At 67.8% G+C, this 25,668-nt stretch carries 28 protein-coding genes; 14 read left to right on the top strand and 14 right to left on the bottom strand.

Annotated features, from left to right (window positions below; translation table 11 throughout):
• Positions 1-4 precede the first annotated feature (4 nt).
• Positions 5-1,048: a TIGR00266 family protein gene (locus tag ABB30_RS01340; RefSeq protein ID WP_057636449.1), complete on the top strand. Its 1,044-nt coding sequence runs from the start codon at positions 5-7 to the stop codon at positions 1,046-1,048.
• Between the two features lie 10 nt (positions 1,049-1,058).
• Here the strand turns inward: ABB30_RS01340 and ABB30_RS01335 are convergent, their stop codons facing one another.
• Entirely contained in the window at positions 1,059-1,769 is a 711-nt protein-coding gene (locus ABB30_RS01335) for a hypothetical protein (RefSeq protein WP_057636448.1), read from the bottom strand.
• 165 nt (positions 1,770-1,934) lie between these two features.
• Here ABB30_RS01335 and ABB30_RS01330 point away from each other — a divergent pair, with 165 nt between their 5' ends.
• From ABB30_RS01330 to ABB30_RS01315, 4 genes are all read left to right on the top strand, one after another.
• The gene (locus ABB30_RS01330; protein ID WP_083489612.1) at positions 1,935-3,038 is read left to right on the top strand and encodes a sensor histidine kinase; all 1,104 of its coding nucleotides are present in this window, start codon (positions 1,935-1,937) and stop codon (positions 3,036-3,038) included.
• Positions 3,035-3,670, top strand: coding sequence for a response regulator transcription factor (locus tag ABB30_RS01325; protein ID WP_057636447.1), 636 nt, complete (start codon positions 3,035-3,037; stop codon positions 3,668-3,670). Before ABB30_RS01330 ends, ABB30_RS01325 begins: the two co-directional genes overlap by 4 nt.
• A gap of 106 nt (positions 3,671-3,776) precedes the next feature.
• A complete protein-coding gene (locus ABB30_RS01320) occupies positions 3,777-4,796 on the top strand; it encodes a patatin-like phospholipase family protein (RefSeq protein ID WP_057636446.1) in 1,020 nt (339 codons plus the stop codon).
• A gap of 174 nt (positions 4,797-4,970) precedes the next feature.
• Positions 4,971-5,549, top strand: coding sequence for a hypothetical protein (locus ABB30_RS01315; RefSeq protein WP_152980488.1), 579 nt, complete (start codon positions 4,971-4,973; stop codon positions 5,547-5,549).
• A 162-nt stretch (positions 5,550-5,711) separates the two neighbouring features.
• Here the strand turns inward: ABB30_RS01315 and ABB30_RS01310 are convergent, their stop codons facing one another.
• Positions 5,712-6,197: an Lrp/AsnC family transcriptional regulator gene (locus ABB30_RS01310; RefSeq protein ID WP_057636444.1), complete on the bottom strand. Its 486-nt coding sequence runs from the start codon at positions 6,195-6,197 to the stop codon at positions 5,712-5,714.
• 132 nt (positions 6,198-6,329) lie between these two features.
• Between ABB30_RS01310 and phhA the strand changes: the two genes are divergently transcribed.
• Both phhA and ABB30_RS01300 read left to right on the top strand, forming a co-directional pair.
• Positions 6,330-7,223 (top strand): phenylalanine 4-monooxygenase, encoded by an 894-nt coding sequence (phhA, locus tag ABB30_RS01305; protein ID WP_057636443.1) that lies wholly within the window; start codon positions 6,330-6,332, stop codon positions 7,221-7,223.
• Between the two features lie 59 nt (positions 7,224-7,282).
• Positions 7,283-7,867 (top strand): cysteine dioxygenase family protein, encoded by a 585-nt coding sequence (locus ABB30_RS01300; RefSeq protein WP_161808810.1) that lies wholly within the window; start codon positions 7,283-7,285, stop codon positions 7,865-7,867.
• Positions 7,868-7,870: 3 nt separating this feature from the next.
• On the opposite strand, the gene ABB30_RS01295 is transcribed toward ABB30_RS01300, so the two are convergent.
• The gene (locus ABB30_RS01295; protein ID WP_057636441.1) at positions 7,871-8,551 is read right to left on the bottom strand and encodes a HEPN domain-containing protein; all 681 of its coding nucleotides are present in this window, start codon (positions 8,549-8,551) and stop codon (positions 7,871-7,873) included.
• A 130-nt stretch (positions 8,552-8,681) separates the two neighbouring features.
• On the opposite strand from ABB30_RS01295, the gene eda reads away from it, so the two are divergent.
• Positions 8,682-9,320: a bifunctional 4-hydroxy-2-oxoglutarate aldolase/2-dehydro-3-deoxy-phosphogluconate aldolase gene (gene eda / locus ABB30_RS01290; RefSeq protein ID WP_057636440.1), complete on the top strand. Its 639-nt coding sequence runs from the start codon at positions 8,682-8,684 to the stop codon at positions 9,318-9,320.
• A gap of 12 nt (positions 9,321-9,332) precedes the next feature.
• Here eda and ABB30_RS01285 read toward each other — a convergent pair whose 3' ends face one another.
• Positions 9,333-9,692 (bottom strand): hypothetical protein, encoded by a 360-nt coding sequence (locus tag ABB30_RS01285; protein WP_057636439.1) that lies wholly within the window; start codon positions 9,690-9,692, stop codon positions 9,333-9,335.
• An 83-nt stretch (positions 9,693-9,775) separates the two neighbouring features.
• Positions 9,776-11,860, bottom strand: coding sequence for a TonB-dependent receptor family protein (locus ABB30_RS01280; RefSeq protein ID WP_057636438.1), 2,085 nt, complete (start codon positions 11,858-11,860; stop codon positions 9,776-9,778).
• Positions 11,861-12,033: 173 nt separating this feature from the next.
• On the opposite strand from ABB30_RS01280, the gene ABB30_RS01275 reads away from it, so the two are divergent.
• From ABB30_RS01275 to ABB30_RS01265, 3 genes are all read left to right on the top strand, one after another.
• Entirely contained in the window at positions 12,034-13,236 is a 1,203-nt protein-coding gene (locus ABB30_RS01275; RefSeq protein WP_057636437.1) for an amino acid aminotransferase, read from the top strand.
• 136 nt (positions 13,237-13,372) lie between these two features.
• Entirely contained in the window at positions 13,373-14,386 is a 1,014-nt protein-coding gene (locus tag ABB30_RS01270; protein ID WP_057636436.1) for a class 1 fructose-bisphosphatase, read from the top strand.
• A gap of 206 nt (positions 14,387-14,592) precedes the next feature.
• Positions 14,593-15,282 (top strand): 2OG-Fe(II) oxygenase, encoded by a 690-nt coding sequence (locus tag ABB30_RS01265; protein WP_057636435.1) that lies wholly within the window; start codon positions 14,593-14,595, stop codon positions 15,280-15,282.
• Positions 15,283-15,355: 73 nt separating this feature from the next.
• Here the strand turns inward: ABB30_RS01265 and ABB30_RS01260 are convergent, their stop codons facing one another.
• The 5 genes from ABB30_RS01260 to ABB30_RS01240 are packed head-to-tail and all read right to left on the bottom strand — an operon-like array spanning position 15,356 to position 20,268.
• Positions 15,356-16,453: a PA0069 family radical SAM protein gene (locus ABB30_RS01260; RefSeq protein ID WP_057636434.1), complete on the bottom strand. Its 1,098-nt coding sequence runs from the start codon at positions 16,451-16,453 to the stop codon at positions 15,356-15,358.
• A 55-nt stretch (positions 16,454-16,508) separates the two neighbouring features.
• The gene (locus ABB30_RS01255; RefSeq protein ID WP_057636433.1) at positions 16,509-17,507 is read right to left on the bottom strand and encodes an HlyD family secretion protein; all 999 of its coding nucleotides are present in this window, start codon (positions 17,505-17,507) and stop codon (positions 16,509-16,511) included.
• A 10-nt stretch (positions 17,508-17,517) separates the two neighbouring features.
• On the bottom strand, positions 17,518-17,715 hold the full coding sequence (locus ABB30_RS01250; protein WP_057636432.1) for a DUF1656 domain-containing protein: 198 nt from the start codon (positions 17,713-17,715) through the stop codon (positions 17,518-17,520).
• Complete coding sequence (locus tag ABB30_RS01245; RefSeq protein WP_057636431.1) at positions 17,705-19,756, bottom strand: FUSC family protein; 2,052 nt, start codon at positions 19,754-19,756, stop codon at positions 17,705-17,707. Before ABB30_RS01245 ends, ABB30_RS01250 begins: the two co-directional genes overlap by 11 nt.
• The gene (locus ABB30_RS01240; RefSeq protein WP_057636430.1) at positions 19,753-20,268 is read right to left on the bottom strand and encodes a MarR family winged helix-turn-helix transcriptional regulator; all 516 of its coding nucleotides are present in this window, start codon (positions 20,266-20,268) and stop codon (positions 19,753-19,755) included. Before ABB30_RS01240 ends, ABB30_RS01245 begins: the two co-directional genes overlap by 4 nt.
• Before the next feature lie 73 nt (positions 20,269-20,341).
• Here ABB30_RS01240 and cls point away from each other — a divergent pair, with 73 nt between their 5' ends.
• From cls to ABB30_RS01225, 3 genes are all read left to right on the top strand, one after another.
• Complete coding sequence (gene cls, locus ABB30_RS01235; protein ID WP_057636429.1) at positions 20,342-21,805, top strand: cardiolipin synthase; 1,464 nt, start codon at positions 20,342-20,344, stop codon at positions 21,803-21,805.
• A 63-nt stretch (positions 21,806-21,868) separates the two neighbouring features.
• Entirely contained in the window at positions 21,869-22,090 is a 222-nt protein-coding gene (locus ABB30_RS01230; protein ID WP_057636428.1) for a hypothetical protein, read from the top strand.
• 4 nt (positions 22,091-22,094) lie between these two features.
• On the top strand, positions 22,095-22,862 hold the full coding sequence (locus ABB30_RS01225) for a pyridoxine 5'-phosphate synthase (protein ID WP_057636427.1): 768 nt from the start codon (positions 22,095-22,097) through the stop codon (positions 22,860-22,862).
• Between the two features lie 433 nt (positions 22,863-23,295).
• Here ABB30_RS01225 and ABB30_RS01220 read toward each other — a convergent pair whose 3' ends face one another.
• From ABB30_RS01220 to ABB30_RS01205, 4 genes are all read right to left on the bottom strand, one after another.
• Positions 23,296-23,703: an ExbD/TolR family protein gene (locus ABB30_RS01220; RefSeq protein ID WP_057636426.1), complete on the bottom strand. Its 408-nt coding sequence runs from the start codon at positions 23,701-23,703 to the stop codon at positions 23,296-23,298.
• A gap of 3 nt (positions 23,704-23,706) precedes the next feature.
• Positions 23,707-24,132, bottom strand: a complete 426-nt coding sequence (locus ABB30_RS01215; protein ID WP_057636425.1) for an ExbD/TolR family protein — start codon at positions 24,130-24,132, stop codon at positions 23,707-23,709.
• 49 nt (positions 24,133-24,181) lie between these two features.
• The gene (gene exbB / locus ABB30_RS01210; protein ID WP_057636424.1) at positions 24,182-24,916 is read right to left on the bottom strand and encodes a TonB-system energizer ExbB; all 735 of its coding nucleotides are present in this window, start codon (positions 24,914-24,916) and stop codon (positions 24,182-24,184) included.
• 71 nt (positions 24,917-24,987) lie between these two features.
• Positions 24,988-25,656: an energy transducer TonB gene (locus ABB30_RS01205; RefSeq protein WP_057636423.1), complete on the bottom strand. Its 669-nt coding sequence runs from the start codon at positions 25,654-25,656 to the stop codon at positions 24,988-24,990.
• Positions 25,657-25,668: the final 12 nt, after the last annotated feature.

Genomic DNA, 25,668 nt, shown 5'->3' with positions numbered 1-25,668 from the left:
GCACATGAGCACCTGGTATTTCCACGTTCCCGGCCAGGCCGAGCGCCTGGGCCCGTTCGATGACGCCGCCGCCCGCACCCAGGCCGCGCAGACCCCGCAGGCCCAGGTCTGGCGCGCCGGCATGAGCGGCTGGACCCCGTTGGCCCAGGTGCCCGAACTGGCAGCGGCCGGTGGCCCGCCGCCGATGCCGGGGATGCCGCCGGTACCGCCCCCGGCTGGCACCCACCACGCCGCGGCCGGGCGTCGCAATGACGACATCGATTTCGCCATCCACGGCCAGGAAATGCAGTTCGTGGAAATCGAGCTGGACCCGGGCGAGAGCGCGATTGCCGAAGCCGGCGCACTGATGTTCAAGGACGCTTCCGTGCAGATGGACACCGTGTTCGGCGACGGCCGCCACGAAGGTGCCGGTGGTGGCTTCATGGACAAGCTGCTGAGCGCCGGCAAGCGTGTGATCACCGGCGAGTCGCTGTTTGCCACGCTGTACACCCACACCGGCCAGGGCAAGGCCAAGGTGGCTTTCGCCGCCCCCTACCCGGGCACGGTGATCCCGATGAAGCTGGACCAGCTCGGCGGCCGCCTGATCTGCCAGAAGGACAGCTTCCTGGCCGGCGCGCGCGGCGTGCAGGTCGGGGTGCACTTCCAGCGCAAGGTGATGACCGGCCTGTTCGGCGGCGAGGGTTTCATCATGCAGAAGCTGGAAGGCGATGGCTGGGTGTTCGTGCATGCCGGTGGCTGTGTGGTCGAGCGTGAACTGCGCGCCGGTGAACGCCTGGATGTGGATACCGGCTGCGTGGTGGCCTACACCGCCGGGGTGGAGATGGACGTCAAGCGCGTGCCCGGGATCAAGAGCATGATCTTCGGCGGCGAAGGTGTGTTCCTGGCCACCCTGACCGGCCCGGGCAAGGTCTGGCTGCAATCGCTGCCGTTCTCGCGCCTGGCCGGCCGCGTGTTTGCCGCCGCCCCGCAGGGCGGTGGCCAGAACCGCGGCGAAGGCTCGGTGCTGGGTGGGCTGGGCCGCATCCTGGACGGCGACAACAACTTCTGAGCCACGCCCCTCAGCGTGAGGTAGCCGCTGCGGACCGGGAACGGCCGTAGCGGCGCTCCAGCCAGCAGCTGGCCAGCACGGCAACCGCCACCGGCACCAGCCACGGAAACAGTTCGATCACCACCGCAGGCACGCTCAGGTGGGCCTGCAACCAACGCCAGACCGGGCGCATGCCGATGCTGAAGAAAGCCACATGGGTGGCGATGCCGGCACCGAGCATGGACTGGTAATGCTGGCGCAGCGCCCAGTCCGCCCGCTGCGGACCACGCCGGGCAAAGCGCCACATCCGCCAGCCGGCCCACAGGCCGATGCTGGAGAAGGCCACGAACAACGGCTGCCCGATCCCCAGCCCGACAGCAAGCACGGCGATGGCCGACAGCAGCATCGGCCACAGCGACAGCGCCCAGCCCGGGCGGGCCACCAGCACGCGCCAGTCGCGCTTGTCGGTCACCGCGCGCCAGGACAACCACAGCGCATTGCCGGTCAGGGCCATCAGGTAGACCAGGAACAGCGCCGACAGGGGCTGCTGCCGGTACCAGGCAAACTGCACGGTGATCGGCACCGAGGTCAGCACGATCAGGGTCATCGCCAGCAGGAACACCTTGCCCACGGCGCGGTGGCGGGGCGAGCCCTTGCGCAGCCATGCCGCAGCCCAGAAGCAGCCCAGGGCCAGCGCGCCGGCCATGACATGCAGGGTGACAAACAACCAATAGCCGGGCATCACAATCCTCCAGGGGTAGGCAACGCGGTTGCCTGTACGGGCCATCAGGATTGCCTGCCACGGCACTGGCGGGCAGTTGCCGTGGTCACCCATCCACCCTGCCGGAAGTCACTTTGTTGCCCTCCCCCCTTGTTGCCCTGCCCGCCTGCGCACAGCATGGCGGCCATGACTGCGACCCTGCCTGCCGGCCGTCCCGCCCTGCGCCACCCGCTCACCCTGGCCGCCCTGCTGACCTGGGCCACGGTGGCCATGACCCTGCACCTGGGACAGCCCGACCACCTGGCCCTGCGCTGGGGCTGCGCCCTGCTGTTCCTGGCCGCCTACCTGGCCACCCTGCTGTACCCGGCCCACGAACGCCTGCGCCACTGGCTGCTGCTGGTTGAAGCCGGCAGCGCACTGGGCCTGGCCATGCTGCCCGGCAGCGGCATCGCGCCGGCACTGCTGGTGCTGCTGGCCGCCCAGGCCGCCGCCACCTGGCCCCTGCGCCAGGCACTGCTGTTGATGGGGCTGACCAACGTGGCCCTGTACCTGCTGTTGCGGCCGATGCATACCCAACCCCTGCTGGTGGTGCTGTCCTTTGCCGGTTTCCAGGGCTTTGCCATGCTCACCGTGCATTACGCGCGGGTCGCCGAGCAGGCACGCGACCGCCTCACTCTGGCCCATGCCGACCTGCTGGCCACCCGCGCCCTGCATGCCGACACCCTGCGCGACGCCGAACGCCTGCGCCTGTCGCGTGAACTGCACGACGTGGCCGGGCACAAGCTCACCGCCCTGCGCCTGCACCTGCGGGCGCTGGCCAACGAACCCGGTGCCAGTGACCAGCTCAAACTGTGCGGCCAGCTCAGTGCCGAACTGCTCGGTGACCTGCGCGCCGTGGTCCAGGCCCTGCGCGATACCGGCCAGCTGGACATCACCACCGCGCTGCGGGCGGTGGCCGCACCGCTGCCACGTCCACGGCTGCAACTGGAAGTGGATGAAGGTGTCAGCATCAACAACCCCGAGCTGGCCCACGTGCTGCTGCGCTGCGTGCAGGAGGCGCTGACCAACAGCGCCCGCCACAGCCAGGCCAGCCAGCTGCGGGTGCAGCTGTCACAACAACCGCAGGCCCTGCTGCTGTGCATCGACGATGACGGCCAGCTCGCCGGCCAGCTGCGTCCGGGCAATGGCCTGACCGGCATGGACGAGCGTGTCCGCGAGCTGGGCGGGCACTTGCAGATCAGCCGGGCCCCGGCCGGCAACCTGCAGCTGCAGGCAAGCTTCCCGTCATGAGAACCGCACTGCGCATTGCCCTGGTCGATGACCAGGCCCTGATCCGTGCCGGCCTGCGCGCGCTGTTGCAGCAGCAGGGCATCGACATCGTGTTCGAGGCCGCCGATGGCGCCGCCCTGCTCGAGCAACTGGCCCGCCAGCCGGTGCAGGTGGTGGTGAGCGACATCCGTATGCCCGGCATGGACGGCATCGAGACGGTGCGCCAGCTGCGCGCGCGTGGCGACAGCACGCCCTGCCTGCTGCTGACCACCTTTGACGAGGCCGACCTGCTGCTGCAGGCCACCGCCGCCGGCGCGCAGGGCTTCCTGCTCAAGGATGCCGACCCGGCCGACCTGCTCGATGCGATCGAGCGCCTGGCTGCCGGCCACAGCCTGCTGCAGCCGGTCAGCACCGAGGCCGTGCGCCAGCGCTACCGCTACCACGCCGACAGCGCGCCCAAGGCACTGTTCAGTGCCAAGGAGGTGGCCGTGCTGCGCCTGATGGCCGGCGGCTACAGCAACCGCGAGATCGCCGCCAGCCTGTTCCTGGCCGAGGGAACGGTGAAGAACTATGTCTCGGTGATCCTGGAAAAGCTCGATACCCGCGACCGCACCCGCGCCGTGCTCAAGGCCATCACCCTGCAGATCATCTGAACCACCGCCATCGCTGGCCACTGAACCGGCGCGAACAGCGCTGACGCCGGCCCGACGGCAAACGACTATGCTGCACGCCTCACCCGCCACTGCCCGCGTTACCACCATGGCTTCGATCCGTCTTGCCGCCGTTGCTTCCGCCCTCACCCTGCTGCTGGCCGCCTGCGGCGGTGACAACACCCGGCCGGCCGCGCCGGTGGCCAATGCCCCGGTGGCACCGGTCAAGATCGGCGTGGCCCTGGGCGGTGGTGCGGCCAAGGGCTTTGCCCACATCGGCGTGATCAAGATGCTCGAGGCCAACGGCTTCGAGCCGGTGGTGATCTCCGGCACCAGCGCCGGCAGCGTGGTCGGCGCCCTGTATGCCAGCGGCATGAATGCTTTCGAGATGCAGGAAAAGGCCGTGGCCCTGGACCAGGCCGAGATCCGCGACGTGCGCCTGTTCTCCGGCGGGGTGATCCAGGGCCAGAAGCTGCAGGACTACATCAACGGCCTGCTCGGCAACCGCAACCTGCAGCAGATGCGCAAGCCGCTGGCGGTGGTGGCCACCCAACTGGAAACCGGCGAGCGCACCGTGTTCACCCGTGGCAACACCGGCCAGGCCGTGCGCGCCTCCAGCTCGATTCCCGGCGTGTTCGAGCCGGTGTCCATCAGCGGCAAGACCTATGTCGATGGCGGCGTGGTCTCGCCGGTGCCGGTGGATGCGGCACGCCAGCTCGGCGCCGAGGTGGTGATCGCGGTGGACATTTCCTCGCGTGCCTCGGGCCAGCGCCCGGATGGCCTGCTGGGCACGGTCAACCAGTCCATCGCGATCATGGGCCAGCGCCTGGGTGAGCAGGAACTGGCACGTGCCGAGGTGATCATCCGCCCCAACGTGCTGGATATCGGCGCGGCCGATTTTGCCCAGCGCGGGCGTGCCATTGTCGAAGGCGAAAAGGCCGCCCAGGCAGCGATGCCGCAGATCCGTGCCGCCGTGGCCCGGGTGCGTGCGCAGAAGCAGCAGGCCGCCAACAGTGCCGCCCGCGCCCAGCTCTCGCAGCAGCAACAGGCCCGCCAGGCCTGCCTGGAAGCCCGCTCGCGGGTGGACAAGCTGCGCGGCAACGAAGCGATGTGCGACACGCGGCAGTAAACCGCTTGGCTTGCTGCCCGCGGCATCAGGCCGGCAACAGCCGGTCGATTTGTGAACTTCCGCGCGGCAAGAGTGGCCAGGCCTGTGCCAAGGTGTGGGCATCCCGGCGATATGCCATGTCCGAGCCCGCGATGCTGCCGCTGCTCGTCAAGCAAACGGAGCACAACCGTTGCCATGCCCTCCTCTTCCGTGACCCTTGCCCTGTCCATCAGCCTGGCCGGCCTGGTCGCCTGTAGCCATGACCCGGCAACCACTGCTGCCCCGGAAAAAAGCACCTCGAACGGCACCCGCCAAGCACCCCGGGATGCGCCAACAGCCTTGCTGGCCGTGCTTGGCCTGATCCAGGACAGCCAGCAGTTGTCCGACCTGAGCGTCGAGCACGTCGGCCGGCATATGGGCCAAACCCTGCAGCAGGCCACCGACGGTAGCCCTCGGTATGGCTTCGGTGTGCGTCTGGATGACAGCTGGAATTACGGCGTGCTGCTGGACACCCAGCAAAAACCGCGATTTGAACTGAGCTTCAACCCCAGCGACGAGGCTGCCTCGATGCAGCCGCTGTGCCAGCTGGACTACGCCGCATTCGCCGCAAGACTGCAGGGCCTGGGCCTGCAGCGCTCTGCGGTGCTCGGTGAACATGGCCGGCTGCAGCACGAAACATTCAGCAAACCCGGGTTGCAGGTCAGCGTGTACCCCCAGGGTGAATCGGCCGGCAATGCCCAGCACCTGTGCGTGCGCATGGTCTCCATCCCCTGACTCACGACCCGGCCATCTGGATGCCCATCAGCCCGCAAGCCCAGGCCCTGCCGGCCAACATCAATACCGGTGGCGACTGCAACCGTGCCACTCAGTCAATGCTCTCACCTTGTCGATGCGCGCGAGAGATCGCGCCCTTGCCCCGGTTGCACTGACCAGAACTCAACCCCGTTCGAGCTGTGACAACGGCAGGGCGCGGAATTCCTTGACCGTACGCAGCACGAAGCTGGAATTGACGTCGGCCACCCCGGCGGCGTTGAGCAGCTTGTCCAGCAGGAAGGCGGAGAAGTGGTCCAGGTCTCGCACGTAGACGTGCAGCAAATAATCCATGTCGCCGGTCAGGGCATGGCAGGCCACCACCTCATCCCACAGCGCCACGGCATCGATGAAATGGGCAATGGCTTCCTTGCCGTGCTTGGACAGCTGCACGCGCACAAAGGCCTGCAGGCCCAGGCCGATCGCCCGCGGCTGCAGCCAGGCCCCGTAGCCACCGATCACACCGTCCGTCTCCAGCCGCTGCACCCGGCGCAGGCAGGCCGAGGGCGACAGGTTCACCCGTTGCGCCAGCTCGGCGTTGGTGGCGCGGCCATGCCGCTGGATTTCGGCCAACAGCCGCAGGTCTGTGCGGTCAAGCGCGATGTTCGACATGTTTACTGCCTTGCACCATGAGATATGCGCAATATTGTTGCGTCACAAAGCCAGATCAATGCAACTACGCACCCTTGTTGCGCGGCACTGTGACTAGCATCAGGGGCTGACCCGCAATCCGGCCCCGATCCCATGGACAGCACACCCCGCCGCGTCGAACACCAGCACACCGACAAGGGCCATGTGCCGGTGTACACCACCGCCATCGTGACCCAGCCCTGGGACAGTTACAGCAGCGACGACCACGCCACCTGGGGCACCCTGTACCGGCGCCAGCGCGAACTGCTCCTCGGCCGTGCGTGTCAGGAGTTTCTGGACGCGCAGGATGCGATGGGCATGGACGATGCGCACATCCCGCGCTTTGACCAGCTCAACCGCATCCTGCAGGCGGCCACCGGCTGGACCCTGATCGGGGTGGAAGGCCTGCTGCCGGAACTGGATTTCTTCGAGCACCTGGCCAACCGCCGCTTCCCGGTGACCTGGTGGATCCGTCGCCCCGAGCAGATCGACTACATCGCCGAGCCGGACCTGTTCCACGACCTGTTCGGCCACGTGCCGCTGTTGATGGAGCCCCGTTTTGCCGATTACATGCAGGCCTACGGCGCCGGCGGCGTGCGCGCCGCGCAGCAGTTCGGCGAGCAGGCCCTGCAGAACCTGACCCGCCTGTACTGGTACACGGTGGAATTCGGCCTGATCAACACCGCCGACGGCCTGCGCATCTACGGCGCCGGGATTGTGTCCTCGGCCGGCGAATCGCATTACAGCCTGGAATCGACCGCGCCCAACCGGATCGGCTTCGGGCTGGAACGGATCATGTGCACCCGCTACCGCATCGATACCTTCCAGAAGACCTATTTCGTCATCGACAGCTTCGATGAGCTGATGGCGGCCACCGCCACTGACTTTGCCCCGCTGTATGCCCGGCTGGCCAGCGCACCGGCCATCGCCGCCGGTGATGTCCTGCCCAGCGACCGAGTGTTCCAGCGTGGCAACGGCCAGGGCTGGAGCGATGCCGGCGATGTCTGAGCCGCAGCTTGCGGCCAACGGTCTGTTAACCCGGCTGTCCTAGACTGCGGCTCATGGCGATGATCAAGGGAAACGATCAGGTCCTGCCCGGCTTGCAGAAACTGGTGCAGGTACTGGACACCGCAGTGGCCGGACGCAGCGCCGCCCATGCCTATGCCGGCGTGCGTGCCGCCCTGCCCCTGCTGGTGGGCGATGCCCAGGTGCAGCTGCCGGCCCTTGCCTACCGTCCGCATCCGGAGCATTACGCGCGCCACGAGCTGTACTGCAGCCGCGAGCATGGCTATTGCGTGGTGGCCATGGTCTGGGCACCGGGACAGGGCGCACCGGTGCATGACCATGACGGGCGCTGGTGTGTGGAGGCGGTGTGGTCCGGCCAGCTGGAAGTCACCGACTGGCAGCTGCTGGAAGCCGATGATGATGCCGGCTGGCGCTTTGCCCGCGGGGCCAGCCAGCGCCAGTGCGCCGGCGACTGCGCCGGGCTGCAGGGCACCGCGCAGTACCACAGCGTGTACAACCCCGATCCGAAAAAGGTGGCCGTGTCCCTGCATGTCTACCAGCGCCGTCTGCAGCAATGCACGGTGTTCCAGGCCGACAGTAACGGCCGCTACTGGCCCAGGCCACAGGCACTGGCCGCAGACGCCTGAAACTCAGGCGCGGTCGGCCTGCATGCTGGGCAACCACGGGTAGGCCACCGGGCCGAAACCTTCCTGCTGCGCGCTGTCTGCTTCCATCATCAGCTCCAGCATCAGCGGCACCAGGGTGCCCAGCAGCCCCACCCCGTCACGCAACTGGCTGCGGTTGGCCGAGCTGCGCCAGGTGGCTCCCCCGTGCACCAGCTGGTTGCGCAGCACATACAGGCGCTCCAGCACCAGCATCAGGCAGATGTCGGTGGCCTGGTCCACCAGCGCACGCATGGCCATGCGCTTGCTCTCCTCGAAGCTCTGCTTCCAGCGCTCGCTGCCGTCATGGTTGGCCAGGGCACGCCAGAACGGCGCATACACATAGCGGTTGTCCAGCAGGGTGCGCACCGGGCCGCTGAAGCGCTGGAACAGCAACGCGTGGATGCGCCGCCCGTGGTCCAGCGCCAGCAGGCGGTCGATGAACACACGGGCCTTGAGCAGCTCCTTGCCTTCATCGGTGAATTGGCCGGCGTAGGCGGCATTGAAGGCCACCCACAGGAACAGGAAGCGCGCATCGTCATCGTCGTCTTCCTGCCCGGCGCGACGCAGCCAGCTCAAGGCGCGGTGCAGCCGGGTACGCATCGCCTCGTCCTGCCCGTCACGCAACTGCCGCTGGCGCAGCTCCAGCGCCTGAACACTGCTCGACATGTGGCCCCCTGCCATGGATGTGCGATGGATCACAGATTGAGGCGACGCAACGGCCGGTGCAAGCGCGGCAACAAGGGGTAGCATGACTGCCCCGCCCGGCTCCCGGGCAGCCCGCTGTCGAGGTAATGCCATGTCCCGTTCCGATCCCCGCCTGCGTGCGATGTTGCGCCTGGCTCCGGTGATCCCGGTCTACACCCCGGAATCGGTGGACGAGGCGGTCGCGGTGGCCCAGGCCCTGCTGGACGGCGGCCTGCCGGTGATCGAGGTGACCCTGCGCACGCCGGTGGCACTGGAAGCAATCGCGGCGATGGTGCAGGCCGTGCCCGATGCGGTGGTCGGGGCCGGCACCGTGCTGGAGCCGGCACAGCTGGCCGCGGTCAAGGCCGCCGGTGGCCGTTTTGCAGTGTCTCCCGGCGCCACCGACGCGCTGTACTTTGCCTCCCGCGAGCAGGACCTGCCGCTGCTGCCCGGCGTGGCCAGCGGCAGCGACATCATGCGCGGGCTGGAACACGGCGCGGACACCTTCAAGTTCTTCCCGGCGGCCGCGGCCGGTGGCACCGCCCTGCTCTCGGCCTGGAACGGCCCGTTTGCCGATGTGCGCTTCTGCCCCACCGGCGGCATCAGCGCGGCCAACGCGCGTGACTACCTGACCCAGCCCAATGTGCTGTGCGTGGGCGGTTCCTGGCTGACCCCGCGCAACCTGCTGCAGGCCGGCGACTACGCCGCGATTCGCGCGCTGGCCGCCCAGGCCGCCGTGCTCGGCAGCTGACAGCCGGCCCGCTTACTGACGCCGCGTCGCCGGTGCCTCGCCAGGCAGACTGGCGATGGCATGCCAGGCCTCCTGCACGATGCTGCGGGCCTGGGACCAGTCCAGCCGCGAATCACCCCGCGCGGCCTCCCAGTGCTCGGCCAGGGTATCGTCCCAGCCATCACCATCGCTGGGCCAACAGGCGCGATGGCACTGCACGGCGATCAGGTAGGCCGGGCCGACATCACTCCAGCGCAGGCCGCTACGGGCCCGGCGCTGGTAATCGGCCAGCAGCCAGGCCTGCAGACCCGGGCAGGAGTGCCGCGCAGGCAGCAACGGGGGGGTGTGGGCATTGAGCCATGCCGGGGCGGTGATCTGCGGCTGCCGGTACATGTGGGTGCACTCCGGTCACATCGGGGCGCCCAGCTGTACGCCGCGCCCTGTTAGCCAGCAGTGAGCGCATTGTGGGCGGGCTGTCAGCGCGCGCTGTTCAGCCGCTCGAAGCGCCAGCGCAGGCCCAGACGCAGGCTGCGCCCGGCACCGGGTTCGTAGTAGCGCCCGTTGCCATCGTTGACCACCACCGAAGCCACATGGCGGCGGTCGGTCAGGTTGGCCGCCGACAGCGACAGCTGCAGTGGCCCGGCCGCACTGTCCCACTCCCGGCTGATGCCGGCATCCAGCAGCACATGGCCAGGAGCCCGGGCCAGGTTGGCATCATCGGCCGGCATCGCCGACAGCGCGGCCGCCCCCAGCTGCCACTGCCAGGCCGCCGCCTGCCCCTGCAACTGCAGCTGCACGGCATCACGCACCGTGGCCGGCAGACGCGCACCGGGCTGCAGGCCGGCACAGCCCTGCTTGCCACAGGCCCGCAGCGAGGCATCCAGGCGGGTCCAGGCCAGCTGCAGCTGCAGCTGCTCGCGCAGCGGCCATTGCAGTTCCAGTTCCCATCCCTGGCGGCGGGTGCTGCCGATGTTGCCGTAGGCACTGCGCCCACCACTGCTGGCCAGCACCGCCAGTTCGTCATCGGTATCGGCCTGGAACACGGTCAGGCCGGCCCGGGCCGCCCCGTCGCCCTGCCAGCGCAGGCCGCTTTCCCATTGCTGGCTGCGGGCGGCGCGCAGGTCCAGGGCCAGGCCCGGCGCGCCATCGGCACGGTAGGCCAGTTCGTTGAAGGTCGGCGTCTCCAGCCCACGGCCCACGGCCAGGTGCCAGCGCCAGTGGGCGGCCGGGGCAAAACTGAGCCCGGCCACCGGGGTGGTGCGGTGGTAGGCCGTACGTCCGCTGTCATCCGGGTTGCCGGGGCCGATGTAACGGTCCTGGGAAGCAAACTGCACCCGGCTGTGGCGCAGGCCGGCCTGCAGCTGCCAGTGCGCGGCCGGCTGCCAGGCCAACTGGGCATGGCCGTCCAGGTTCCACACCGTGTCGCTCTGGTCCCGCCGCAGGCGCCCCCGCACACCCAGCTGCCGGCCGATGAAGTTCTCCCAGCCGCGCCGCTGCTGGCGCTGGCCCTCGCTGTTGAGGCCGGCACTCCATTGCCAGGCCGGATGCGGCTGGCCGGACAGGCGCAGGTCCAGCCCGGCGTAGTCACTGTCCAGGTCCACCACGCCACCGCCATGCAGGGGATTGGCCTGGGCGGCGGCAGGGATGGCCAGGAACTGCAGCACCTCGCGCTGGCCGGCATGGGCCGCCAGGCGCCATTGGCCGGTGCCCAGCGGCTGTTCCCAGACCATGCCGAGCTGGTCCTGGGCCACCGACTTGCGGGTGTTGAAGGTGCGCGCCACGGCGGCAGCCTGGCGCGGGTCGGCGCGCCATTCGGCATCGGTCAGGGCGCGTGGGTCCTGGGCATCGGGCGCATCGAAATGCTGCACGAACACGGCCAGGTTGCCGCTGCCCGGCAGTGTCCAGTCAAAGCGGCCGGACAGGCTGCTGCGCTGCGCACTGCTGTGGTCGCGGGCGCCACCGCTGCGCCAGTGCACGGGCACCACGCTGTAGCCAAAGCCGGCACTGCCGCCCTGCAGGCGGGCCCCGAGCATGGCCTCGCCATGACTGCCGGCCTGCACCTGCAGCCACCACGGATCACCGGCCTGGCCGGCACGGCCGAGCAGCTGCACCACCCCACCACTTGCATTGCCGTGCAGGGCTGCAAACGGGCCGCGTACCACTTCGATGCGTTCCACCCCGAGCAGGTTGAACTGGGTCAGCTGGGACTGGCCATCCGGCGCACCGGCAGGCAGGCCATCGGCCAGCACCCGGATCCCGCGCACGCCGAAGGTGGAACGGGCGCCATAGCCGCGGATGGACAGCTGCAGGTCCTGGGCACGGTTGTGGCGGTCACGCGCCAGCACCCCGGGAATGCCGGCAAACGCCCCGGTCAGGTCCACCACACCGGTGGCCGGGTCCTCGCCCACCCGCACCACACTGGCAGTGGCCGGCAAGTCGAAGGCAGGACGCCCGGCGATCCCCAGCGCGCGCACCTCCAGTGCATCCAGCGTGGTGGCCGATGGGGGGGGCGTGGAGGTGCCCGGCAACAGGGCGGTGGCAAGCAGGAAGGCACTGTTCATCGGCTCATGATCGCCGCTGCGGCCCGCTTCGCAAACCGGCAGCCGGTGCAGCCGGTTTCAGCTGCAACCCTGACCGCGCATGACCTCAGGCCCTGTTAGGATGAGGAGCTTTTACGCCAACCTTGGCACACCTTGCTGTCCTCCTCCCGCCACTGTCTTTAACGAGTACTGCCGTGTCCGTCTTTGCACATGTCGAACAAGTTCCCGGTGACCCGATCCTGGGCCTGACCGATGCTTACAACGCTGATTCGCGCGCCACCAAGGTCAACCTGGGCGTGGGCATCTACTACGACGAGGACGGCCGCATTCCGCTGCTGGCCGCCGTGCGCAAGATCGAGGAGCAGCTCGCCGCTGCCGGCCGCCCGCGCGGCTACCTGCCGATCGATGGCCTGGCCACCTACACCAACGCCACCCGCGCGCTGGTGTTCGGCGCCGAATCGGAACTGGTGGCTGCCGGCCGTGTGGCCACCACCCAGACCATCGGCGGTTCCGGTGCCCTGCGCGTGGGTGCCGAGCTGCTGGCCCAGAGTCTGCCGCATGCCACCGTGGCCATCTCCAACCCGAGCTGGGAAAACCACCGCGCGGTGTTCGGCGCTGCCGGTTTCACCGTCAAGGACTACACCTACTTCGATGCCGCCACCCACGGCGTGGACTTCGACGGCATGCTGGCCGACCTGGCCAAGCTGGAGCCGGGCACCGTGGTGCTGCTGCACGCCTGCTGCCACAACCCGACCGGCGCGGACCTGAGCCAGGCGCAGTGGAAGCAGGTGGCTGCCCTGTTGAAGGAACGCGGCCTGTTCCCGTTCATCGACATGGCCTACCAGGGCTTTGACAAGGGCATTGCCGAGGACGGCGCGGCCGTGCGCATCGTTGCCGAGGCCGGCATCGACAGCTTCATCGTGGCCAATTCCTACTCCAAGTCGTTCTCGCTGTACGGCGAGCGCGTCGGTGCGCTGTCGGTGGTGGCCGCCGATGCCGGCCAGACCAAGGCCGTGCAGTCGCACATCAAGCGCATCATCCGCACCATCTACTCCAGCCCGTCCACCCATGGTGCCGCGCTGGTGGCCGGCGTGCTGGGTTCCAGCGAACTGCGCGCGCTGTGGGAAGACGAACTGGGCCAGATGCGCACCCGCATCCAGGACCTGCGCTCGGGCCTGGTCAACAAGCTGGCCGAGCTGGGCGCCCCGGAATTCAACTTCATCCAGCAGCAGGCCGGCATGTTCTCCTACTCCGGCCTGAGCCGTGAGCAGGTGGAAAAGCTGCGCCAGGACTACGGCATCTACGCCGTGGGCACCGGCCGCATCTGCGTGGCCGCACTGAGCAGCAAGAGCCTGGATTACGTGGCCAAGGCCGTGTACGAGGTCAGCCGCGGCTGATCCAGCCACGCGCAACGCACTGAACCAAAGCCCCGGACAGGCAACTTCCCGGGGCTTTGTGTCTTTGGGCACCTCGTAAAGGGGCCGGCAAGGGGCGACAATATGCGCCTCCTTTCCGCTGAAGGTAGCCCTTCCGATGTCCCGTACCTCGTTGACCCGCTTCCTGGTCGAAGAGCAGCAAGCCGGCCGCATCACCGCCGACCTGCGCCAGCTCATCGCCATCGTCGCCCGCGCCTGCAACCTGATCTCCATCACCGTGGGCAAGGGTGCGCTGGGCGGCGTGCTCGGCGATGCCGGTACCGGCAACATCCAGGGCGAGGCCCAGAAGAAGCTGGATGTGATCTCCAACGACATCCTGCTGGAAGCCAATGCCTGGGGTGGCCACCTGGCCGCCTGCGCTTCGGAAGAAATGGACCACTCCACGCCGATGCCGGCCGAGTACCCGCACGGCGACTTCCTGCTGCTGTTCGACCCGCTGGACGGCAGCTCCAACATCGACGTGAACGTGTCGGTGGGCACCATCTTCTCGGTGCTGCGCAAGCCGGCCGGGGTCGAAATCCCCGGTGATGCGGACTTCCTGCAGCCGGGTACCGCCCAGGTCGCTGCCGGCTATGCCGTGTATGGCCCGCAGACCACCCTGGTGCTGACCGTCGGCCACGGCACCCACGCCTTCACCCTGGACCGCGAGAGCGGCACCTTCCTGATGACCCAGCGTGGCATGCAGATTCCCGAGGACACCAAGGAATTTGCCATCAACATGTCCAACCAGCGCCACTGGGAACCGGCCATGCAGTCCTATGTGGAGCACCTGCTGGCCGGCGAAACCGGCCCGCGCGGCAAGAACTTCAACATGCGCTGGATCGCCTCGATGGTGGCCGACGTGCACCGCATCCTGACCCGCGGCGGCATCTTCATCTACCCGTGGGACAAGAAGGACCCGTCCAAGCCGGGCAAGCTGCGCCTGATGTACGAAGCCAACCCGATGGGCTTTCTGGTCGAGCAGGCCGGCGGTGCGGCCACCAACGGCCGCGAGCGCATCCTGGAGATCGAGCCGACCGCCCTGCACCAGCGCGTGCCGGTGTTCCTCGGCTCGAAGAACGAAGTGGCCGAAGCCACCCGTTACCACCGCAATGCCGATCAGGCCGAATAAGCCTCTTCCACACGGTTATCCACAGGCAGGGCAGCATTGGCTGCCCTGCCTGTTTTCTTTGAAGCCCTTGTGCTGAAAGGGTTTCGGGTCAATACGCGGCGTGAAACATGTTCTGGTTCCACGCATCTGCGATGCGACGCACAAAGTTGTCCACAATTGTTTATGCCCTCTGTCAAGGCTTGCCGTTGCGCTGCTAGGCTTGGGCCATGAGCGATTTCATCGAAGTCATCGACAACGCCGTGGACCCGGCCACCTGCGCCGCCATCGTGGCGCAGATGCAGCAATCCCAAGGCCTGCGACCCGGCGAGGTGGGCGGCGGGGTGTTTCCCGAGCTCAAGCACAGCCGTGACCTGCGCCTGGCCGGGCAACCGGAATGGGCCCAGGCCAATGCGGTGATCCAGCAGGCCGTGTTTGCCGGCCTGCAGGCTTATCTACGTACTTATCCACAAGCTCTGATTTCACCGCTGATGCTGCAGGTGCCGGTGGACGGTGGCAGCCGCCGGCTCGGCGCCGAGGATGTGACCGGCATGGATGACCAGGCCCTGGGACAACTGGCCCAGACCTGTTTCCGCCCGGGCGCGGTGAACCTGCAGTGGTACCGCGCCAACGAGGGCGGCTACCCGTACTGGCACTGCGAGCTGTATCCCCGCGATGCCCAGGCCGAGACCCTGCACCGCCACCTGCTGTGGACGCTGTATCTGAACGATGATTTTGCCGAAGGGGAAACCGAGTTCCTGTACCAGCAGCGCAAGATCGCCCCGCGCACCGGCAGCCTGCTGATCGCCCCGACCGCCTTCACCCATACCCACCGCGGCAACCGGCCCCGGGACGGGGACAAGTTCATCGCCACCAGCTGGATCCTGTTCCAGCGCGCCGAGTCCCTCTACGTCGGCTAGCCGACGATTTGCCGCCTTTTCCTGTGGGCAACCCACGACCTTCACACAGGGTTATCCACAGGATGGGGGCAACTCAGAACAACTCGCCCTGGGGCGACGGCGGACGCGGCACGGCCGGCGCCACAAAACGGCTGCAGTCCAGCGCCTGCCACTGCGCGGCACTGGCCCCGTAGCCCAGGCGCTGGCAGGCCAGGGCAAAACGCCGGGCCAGCAGTTGTGCATACACGCCCTGGCCACGCATGCGCTGGCCGAACGCACTGTCGTAATCCTTGCCGCCACGCAGTTGCTGCACGGTGCTCATCACATGGGCCGCCCGCTGCGGGTAGTGCGCCGCCAGCCAGTCCCGGAACAGTGGCGCCACCTCGTGCGGCAGGCGCAGCAGCACATAGCCTGCCCGCCGCGCCCCCGCATCCCAGGCCGCCTGCAGCACCGCTTCCAGTTCGGCATCGTTGATCCACGGGATCACCGGGGCCACCATCACCGACACCGGAATGCCCGCCGCCGACAGGCGCTGGATTGCCCGCAGACGGGCATGCGGGGCGCTGGCACGCGGTTCCAGTCGTGCTGACAGATGCGCATCCAGGGTGGTCACCGAAAACGCCACACTGACCAGGTTGTCCGCTGCCATGTCGGCGAGCAGGTCGATGTCGCGCTCGATCAATGCGTTCTTGGTGATCAGGCTGACCGGGTGACGGCAGTCATGCAGCACCTGCAGGCATTGGCGGGTGATCTGCCGACTGCGCTCGATCGGCTGGTAGGCATCGGTATTGATCCCCAGCGCAATTGGTTGGGGGCGGTAACCCGGGCGTGACAAGGTATGCCGCAAACGCTCGGCGGCGTTGGTCTTGGCAAATATCTGCGTCTCGAAATCCAGCCCCGGCGACAGATTCAAATAGGCGTGGCTGGGCCGGGCAAAGCAATACGAGCAGCCATGCTCGCAGCCCCGGTACGGGTTGAGCGAAACATCAAAGCCCACGTCCGGCGAGTTGTTGCGGCTGAGGATGCTGCGCGCGGTTTCCTCGTGCACCAGGGTGCGCAGGCGCGGCGCGGCAAATTCCTCGCTCTGATCGGCGCACCAGCCATCATCCACCGCCTCGCTGGTGGTGATCTCGAAGCGCCCGGGCAGCCGGCTGTGGCTGCCACGGCCCTTGATTGGCCGGTTGTTGTCCATGCCCACAGCATGCCGTGACCGCGTCGCAGACGCTGCGCCGGACAACGCCCCGGGTTCAGTTGCGCGTGGGCAACACGCGCACGCTGGCGCTCATGCCGGCCGCCAGCAGGGTGCCTTCGGGCATGCTGGCCGGATCGATCCCGACCCGCACCGGAATGCGCTGGGCCAGGCGGATCCAGTTGAAGGTGGGCTGCACATCGGCCAGCAGGTTGTCTGCGGTCGGGCTGGCGGCGTCGGCAATACCGGTGGCAATGCCCTCGACCCGGCCCCGCAGGTGGGTGCCGCCGGCCATCAGCTGGATGTCCACCACATCGCCGACATGGATGGCCGGCAGTTTGGTTTCCTCGAAATAGGCATACACCCACATCGACTGGGTACCGACCAGGGCCATGCGCGCCTGGCCGGCACTGGCCCAGTCGCCCTGGCGGACATCCAGGTTGGTCACCGTACCGGCCCGCGGCGCGCGCACCTGGGTGCGTTGCAGCTCCAGTTCGGCCCGGGCCAGCGCTACGGACGCCTGTTCCACGCTGGCCAGCGCCTGCTGCTGGCCGGCCGATGCCGCCTGCCGGTTGGCCTGGGCCTGGGCTAGCCCGGCAGTGGCCGCACGCGCCTGGGCGGCAGCATCATCACGGGCCTCACGCGAGACCAGGTCGCCCAGGCCGGCGCGGCGCGCGGCCTGCTGCTGGCGCATCTGCTGTTCGGCGGCACTGGCGGCGATGCCCGCACTGGCCGCCGCCACACTGGCCCCGGCATTGCGGGCGGCGGCAGTGGCCGCGGCCAGGTCGGCCCGGGCACTGGCCACGGCCAGTTCGTAAGGCTGCGGGTCGATCACATACAGCAGCTGGCCCTGCTCGACCATCTGGTTGTCCTGCACCAGCACCTGGCTGACCCGGCCGGGCACATCCGGGGCAATGCGCACCACCTCGGCCCGTACCCGCGCATCACGCGTCCAGGGGCTGAGCATGTAGTGGTGCCAGGCCAGCCAGGCCAGCAGCAGGGCCAGCAGGACCACCACGGCGGTTATCGACATCCGTACGACGTTTGCATTCTTCATGGCAATTCACTCACAGCAGGATCAGCACCGCGCTGGCGTAAACCACCACGAACAAGGCGATGCGCAACAAGGAGGGATGCAGCGCGCGGCGGTAGACCCCCAACCGCGCCAGCACGACATCCAGCAACAGGTAGAACGGCAGCGACAGCACGGCCAGCACCAACGGTGCCGGCAGGTAGATGCCGGCCAGGGAAAACTCAAGCGGCATGGGCAGCTCCGGCAACAATCGGGGCCGGGCACAACGCCCGGTGGCCCTGGTTCAATTCCACGTCCAGCTGGGCCAGCAGACGCTGGGCGGGGGCAGCATCCAGCTGCTGCCGGGCCGTGGCCAGGGCGGCCATGGCCTGCTGGCGCTGGCCGGGGCCGGGCTGGCGGTACAGCTGGGCCAGGGCATCAAGCAGCTCGCGCAGGGCCCGCCTGGGGGCCGCCGCCAAGCGCGGCTGGGCGGCCTGCCACTGGCGCAGGCCGATCACGCTCTGGCCCACCTGGTGGATCTGGCCCATCCATTGGTCCAACCGGCGCGCGGCCACGCTGCCCGGGGCGCTGAGGTTGCCCAGCTGCAGCAGCAAATCCTGCATGCGGCTGTCAAAGCGCTGCGGCAAGCCACGCAGCGGCGCGTGCGCGGCCAGGGCCACCTGCAGGCGCAGCAAGCGGTGCAGGCGCCGACGCTGGCCACGGCTGCCGGTCAGGTTGGGCATCAGGATGAAGGCCAGCAGGGCAATCCCGGCCCCCGCGGCAATGGCCAGGGCATCGTTGAGATAGAACTGCGGGTTCAACGTCGGAGCCAGGCCCAGCCCCAGAGCCACCATCACCCCCATGTTCAGGGCCATGCCCAGCGGTGCCAGCGGCGGATGGGCACCGATACGCAGGATCAGCAGCAGCAACGGCAGGCTGCCCAGCACCAGCAGGCCGAAGGTCGGCAGGATCGGCAGCACCGAATACAGCAGCAGGGCCAGCACCGGTGCCAGGGTGTGGCCCAGGCAGATCTGGCGGGCGATCAGGGCCGGCTGCGGCGCCGCAGACAGCATGCACAGCAGGGCCACGATGCCGAACAGGGCGGTGGAACCACTGTTCCAGCCACTGGCAATCCACAGCAGGCCCATCACCAGCATCACCAGTGCCGCGCGGGTGAAGGTGAGCAGCACCGCCAGCGGGTCGGTCACCCGCACGAAAGCCGGCGGGGCGCGCCGCAGCCGTTGCGGCAGGCGATGGCCCTGGTCCACATCACTGGCGGCGGCCAGTTGCAGGTAATCGACCAGGACATCGGCAAACTCGACCAGGGCCGGCCCTTCACCGGCATGCCCTGCTGCCAGCCCCTCACGCCAGCGCTGCACGGCCGGCACCAGGTCGCCCTGCTGCGGGTCGGCATCGGCAAGGCCGGGCGGCAGCGCGCGCAACGCCGCGTCCAGGCGCAGCCGCTCCTGCTCCGGGCTGCGCTGCCAGGCACGCTGCAACAGCTGCAGCCGCGACAGCACATGCAGGTAGCGCTGGTTGAGCTGACGCAGCATGCCGTCACTGGCGCGCACGGATGGGTCATCGAACAGGGCCACACTGCGCAGGTCTTCCAGCGCGACGGCCTTGGCACCCAGCGCCCGCGCTTGCGATGCCAGCCCCTGGCCATCCTCCAGCCCCTGCACGGCGACCTTGCCGACCAGCGCCAGCAAGGCCTTGCCCTTGGCCTGGGACAGCCCACGCAAGGGCTGGTGCAGGCGGTTGGGCCAGGCAATGTCGAATACACAGCTGGCCACCACCAGACCCAGGCCGACCTCGGCCAGACGCCAGATGGCGGTATCGAACACGCCTGCCGGGTCGTTGACCGACGGCAGCACGATCATCGCCACCGTGTAACCGGCCAGGACAAAGGTGTAGGCACGCAGGTTGCGGTTGAGCATGGCCCCGGCCGCCATCGCCCCGGCCCACAGGGCCATGGCCAGCAGCAACAGCAACGGCTGCTGCGGAAACAGGGCCACCAGCGCAACCCCACCGATACAGCCCAGCAGGGTGCCCAGCCCACGGTAGAAGGCCTTGGCCAGCACCAGCCCGGTCTGCCGGTTCATCACGATCAACACGGTCAGCATGCAGGTCAGCGGCGAGGGCATGGCCAGACGCATCGCCAGCCAGGCCGTCAGGTACAAGGCCAGCAGGGTCTTGCCGATGTACAGCCAGACCTGGCCTTCCTCGCGCCACAGCGCTGCCCGGGCAAGCGCATCCTGCCGGTCGTTGCCCGTTGTACTTGCCGCACCACTCATTGGCCGGCTTCCACCCCGGCCACCACCTGCTGCAGCAGCTGCTCCAGCTGCCTCTGCTCATCACCGGCCAGGGGCGCAAAAAACCCCTCCAGCTGCCGCGCGATGAGCGGGATGAGCACTTCCAGCAGAGCCTCGCCCTGCGGGCTCAGGCGCACCAGCAGCCGGCGCCGGTCGTCATTGCACGGGCTGCGCGTGACCAGGCCCTTGCCCAGCAGCTGGTCCACCAGGCGCGTGGTGTTGGCCGCCTTCTCGCTGGTGGCCTCGGCCAGCTCACCCGGGCTCAACCCCTCGCTGCTGCCGTCCAGCATGATCAGCACGTTGTACTCGGGATGGTTCAGGCCGTGCTCGCGCAGCAGCGCGTTGGCGTTGTCGTTGAACAGGCGGTGCAGCAACTTGACCAGACGCACCAGCACGGCCTGGTCGCGCGGGAAACCGGGATGGCGCTGCTGGCTCTGCTGCAGGCGCGACAGCATCACACCGACCAGCGGTGATGGCGCAGGAATCTTCTTCATTGGTATATATTACACTTATGAAATAAATCCCCGCTATACGCCACCTGCGCCCGACACTGCCTAGAATCGGGCCATGATCACTTCCCTGAAGAACGCCTGGGACTGGCTGGCCAGCATCCCCCACCTGGCCAGCGTGGCGCTGGCCCTGTACCTGGTCTACCTGGTGTGGCTGGTTGGCTACATCGTGCTGCAGAAGCGCGAACCGGTGGCCACCCTGAGCTGGGTGCTCAGCCTGGCCGCCCTGCCCTATATCGGCCTGTTGATCTATTACCTGCTCGGCCCGCAGAAGGTGAAGCGACAGAACATCCGCCGTGGCCGCCACCGCGAGGAAATGAACAGCTACCGCGCGGTCTGCCCGGTCAACGAGAACGCCAGCGAGCTGGCCAAGATCGCCCAGTCCACCACCGGCCTGCCGCCCACCACCGCCACCTCGCTGCAATGGCTGGTGGACGGTGGCAATGCGTATCCGGCCATCATCGAGGCGGTGCAGCAGGCACGTGACCATGTCCACCTGCTGTATTACATCTTCACCCCGGAGCAGAACGGCACCGCCCTGCGCGATGCCCTGGTCGAGCGGGCCCGGGCCGGTGTGCAGGTACGCCTGCTGATCGATGCGATCGGCTCGAGCAAGATCCGCAAGGCCTTCCTGCAGCCGCTGTTCGACGCCGGCGCCGAGGTGGTCTGGTTCCACCCCAGCCAGCTGCTGCGCCCGTTCAAACGGCCGTGGATGAACCTGCGCACCCACCGCAAGCTGGTGATCGTCGATGGCCTGGTCGCCTTCACCGGCGGCATCAACATCACCGACGAACAGGACGAGCGCATCCGCGAGGATGCCTACCGCGACCTGCACATGCGGGTGGAAGGCCCGGTGGTGCGCAACCTGCAGCTGGTCTTCATCGAGGACTGGCTCTATGCCAGCGGCCAGAAGAAGCAGGCCCTGATGCCGGCACAACTGTGGCCGCGCACACCGGCGCCCGAACCGCCGTCGCGCGAGATCCAGACCCAGGTGCTGGTTTCCGGGCCGGATTCAGGCTGGGAGACCATCCACCGCCTGCACGTGGCGGCCATCCACGAGGCCCGCCGCCGGGTCTGGCTGGTCACCCCGTATTTCGTCCCCGGCGAAGCGGCCTGCATGGCCCTGACCTCGGCCGCGCTGGGCGGCCTGGATACCCGCTTGCTGGTGCCCAAGCGCAGCGACTCGCTGCTGGTGACCCTGGCCGCACGCTCCTACTTCGACGAGCTGCTGGCCGCTGGCGTACGCATCTTCGAATACGGCCCGCGCATGCTGCACACCAAGGCCTTCATCGCCGATGACCACCTGTCCATCGTGGGCAGTGCCAACTTCGACCACCGCAGCTTCCGCCTGAACTTCGAGCTGTCGATGATGATCCGCGACAAGGCCATCACCGGCGAACTGGAGCAGCTGCTGCAGGCCGAGTTCGAGCAGGCGGTGGAAGTGACCCCGGCGCGCAACCGCTCGCTGTGGCGCGACCGCCTGCCCGAGGGCTTCGCCCGCCTCGCCTCGCCGCTGCTGTAACGGCCCTGCCCGCCGTGGCAGGCGGGCGCTACACTCTGCCCTCCCCGTCTGCCGGAGCCGGCCATGCACTGGTTGCTGCTGTTGTCTGCCGTCGCGCTGTTTGCCCTGGCCTGCCTGACCAGCCATTCCGGCCTGCTTGGCGGCAGCCTGCTGCTGAGCCTGCTCGCCGCACTGGGTTGGAGCCGTGGCCTGAGCCTGGCCCAGGCCAACCGCCCACTGCCGGGTCTGCTGGATCCCGATGAACCCAACCGTCCGGGGCATCGTCGCCCCGGCGAGGAAGCCTGAGCGCATGAGCCTTTCCCCCCGTACCGCGTTGAGCGTGAACGTCAACAAGATCGCGGTGCTGCGCAACTCCCGTGGTGGCAGCGAGCCTGACGTGGTGCAGGCTGCCCGTACCTGCCTGCAGGCCGGTGCCCATGGCATCACCGTGCACCCGCGCCCGGATGCCCGGCATATCCGCGCCGATGACGTGTTGGCCCTGGACGCCCTGTGCCGCGCCGCGCAGGTGGAACTGAACATCGAAGGCAACCCGTTTGCCCCGCCGCGCGTCGGCTATCCCGGCCTGCTCGCCCTGTGCCGCAGCACCCTTCCGGCCCAGGTCACCCTGGTGCCCGACAGCGATGGCCAGCTGACCTCCGACCACGGCTTCGACTTCCGCCACGAGCCGCAACAACTGGCGGCCCTGATTGCCGAGTTCAAGGCGCTGGGCAGCCGCGTCAGCCTGTTTGTCGATGCCGAAAACCCGTTGCTGGAGCGTGCGGCCGAACTCGGTGCCGACCGCATCGAGCTGTATACCGGCCCCTACGCCGCGGCCCATGCCGACGGCAGCGCGCAGGCCAGCCTGGCCCTGTTTGCCACGGCGGCGCGGCGTGCGGCGGCGGTCGGCCTGGGCATCAATGCCGGCCACGACCTGTCCCAGGCCAACCTGACCGAGTTCCTGCGCCAGGTCCCGGGTGTGCAGGAGGTCTCCATTGGCCATGCGCTGATCAGCGAAGCGCTGTATGACGGCCTGACAGCCACGGTAAAGGCCTACCTGGCAGCCATCCACACCGCTTGAAACATCCGCCCTGCAGCGCACCAGCGCTGCCGGCCACAACCTGAGCCCAGTGCCAACAACAGCTGAGCCCTCCCCCTGACGCGTGGGTGTGTGGGTGCATTGGACATCGCCAGACCGCCACGACCCGGCCACACCCCCCTGCGGCCGCCCACCGGCTGCAGGCAGGCGTGGCCATGATGTCCAGGCCAGCCTCCTGCGCGTCCCCTGTTGCGGGCAGCATTGCGGCCCCCCTTCCCCATCCATCACCTGATCCTGCCCTTTGCCGGCGGCCTGCGCGGCTTTGCGGCCATGCTCGGTGGCCACATCTTGGCGGGCCCCTCTGCCGGCTGCCCTGGGCGATCCGCGTCTGCAAGGCGGGCATAAAAAATGCCCCCGCTGTTGGGCGGGGGCATTCCAGTCGCGTCATGACTGAGGTCTTGCGATACAGCGAGTATTACTGGACGAAGGCAATCTTCTTCATCTGAGCATTCTTCGCAGCAGCCATGACCTTGGCCGTCAGCTCATATTCCGAATCGGGGTTGATGTCGATGCGGAGTTCGGGCTGGTTGGTCGGGTCACGCTGCACTTCCTGCTCCATGCGCTGCTGCAGTTCACCCACGGCTACCGGCGAGTTGTTCCACGTGACCTGGTTGCTGGCGTCGATGCGGATGTCGATCGGCGGCGGCGGCTCTTGGGTAACCGGCGGCGGGTTCAGCACCCGCTGCGGCAGGTCAACGGCGATCGGGTAGGTCATGACCGGCGCGGTGACGATGAAGATGATCAGGAGCACCAGCATCACGTCGACGAGCGGCGTGACGTTGATGTCGGCCATTGGCCCCTTGCTTCCGGAACTGAATGCCATGGCTTACTGCCCCTGTTCTTTCGTTGCGACGAAGCCGATGTCGAGCATGCCCTGACCCTGTGCGATCTTGGCAACCTCGTTGATGACTCGCATCTTGGTGGTGCGGTCACCGCGCAGGTTCAGCGGCGGCTGCGGGGTCTTCTGAGCTTCGGTCGCGAAACGAGCCTCCATGGACTCCTTCGTGATCGGCTCATCGTTCCAGTAAAGCGAGCCATCCTCGGTCACCGCGATGGTGATCGGGTTGGTGCGCTTTTCCGCCGACTCCGGATCCTGGATCAGGTTGGCCTGCGGCAGGTCGACCTGAACCTTGTGCGACATCATGGGTGCCGTGATGATGAAGATGATCAGCAGCACCAGCATCACGTCCACCAGGGGCGTGACGTTGATGTCGGCCATCGGGCCGCCGCTGTTTCCACTACTGAAGGCCATAACCGGCTCCGTCTATTCGTTGCTTGGACTTGAGGACTTCGTTACAGGCTTAGCGAACGCGCGAGCCGGTGGCGAAGAAGTCGTGCAGGTCGTGGGCGAACGAGTCGAACTTGCCGACAACAGCGTTGTTCATCTTCGAGAAGAAGTTGAAGGCGAACACGGCCGGGATAGCAACGAACAGACCGATGGCGGTCATGATCAGGGCTTCACCCACCGGGCCGGCAACGGCGTCGATCGAGGCAGAACCGGTGGCGCCGATCTTGATCAGTGCGCCGTAGATGCCCCACACGGTACCCAGCAGGCCGACGAACGGAGCGGTTGCACCGACGGTGGCCAGCAGGATCATGCCGCCCTGGATGCCGTCGGTTTCACGGACAACGGCCTGACGCAGGGCGCGGTCAACGAACTCCGAGCGGCTCAGGCCATCGGCGCTTTCAACGCGCGAGTGGTGGGCAGCAGCCTGGGCAGCGTCCAGGGCGATCTTGGAGAACGGCTCGGAAGCCGGCTCTTCTTCCATGGCGCTGATGGCGGCCTGGGCATTCGGAGCATCCCAGAACTTGGCCGGCACGCGATCGGCAGCAGCCTTCAGGCGCGAGGAACGGAAGATGTTGATGACAGTCCAGTACCACGAAGCGGCGGACATGAAGACCAGGACCAGGAACACGATCCAGGAGACGGCGAAATCACCCGGCTTGCTGACCATTTCGGCCATCATGTGTTCGAAGCCCATCTGCGAGAGAGCGTTGGCTCCGCCAGCAGCGGCGATGAAGGTTTCCTGCAGCATGACGCTTACCTTTGTTAAGAGTTAATGGGTATTGCGAAGTCGTGGCAGCGGGAGTTGCCGCCGGGCGACTGTTAGTTCAGAGCAAAGTTGACCGGAACGCGGACGCGACCAGCTGCCTTCTGTCCATTGACAATGGAAGCGTTGAACTTCCACTTGCGGGCCGCTTCCATTGCGGCACGGTCGAGGTCGCGGTTACGGCTGGACCGTTCGACCGACACATTGGTGACGTTGCCGTTGGCGTCGACATCAATGATCAGGATCACCTCGCCCTGGATACCAGCGCGGAAGGCGGCCGGCGGGTAGCGCGGCGGGTTCATGGCCTTGGACGAGATGTCCACGCTGGCGCCGATGTCAGACGGCGGTGCCGGCGGTGCAGGCGGTGCCGGCGGGGTCACGATATCGGTGGCGCGCGGCTCGGGGATATCGACAACCGGGGCAGCAGGCGGCGGCGGAATCGGCGACGGCTTCGGCGGTGCCAGATTCTTCACCGGCGGCGGCGGGATGTCTTCCGGCGGCGGCGGCGGCGGCGGCGGCGGCGGCGGCGGCGGGGCATCCACCAGCGTCACCATCACGGTGCGTTCTTTTTCAGCAGCGGCCTTGGGAGCCACAGCCGGGCTCAGCATCAGCATCAGTGCAGTCAGATGCAGTGCCATTACGACAGCGGAGCCGACCATGCCAAGCCAGCTCCGGCCTTTGTAACCGGCGGGTCCGTCGCGGTCGAAAACCAGGTGCTCCGTCATGGCGCTCAGAGT

It is taken from the genome of Stenotrophomonas ginsengisoli, from assembly GCF_001431485.1.
GTDB classification, from domain to species: domain Bacteria; phylum Pseudomonadota; class Gammaproteobacteria; order Xanthomonadales; family Xanthomonadaceae; genus Stenotrophomonas; species Stenotrophomonas ginsengisoli.
This window is presented reverse-complemented; position numbering and strand designations above follow the sequence as displayed.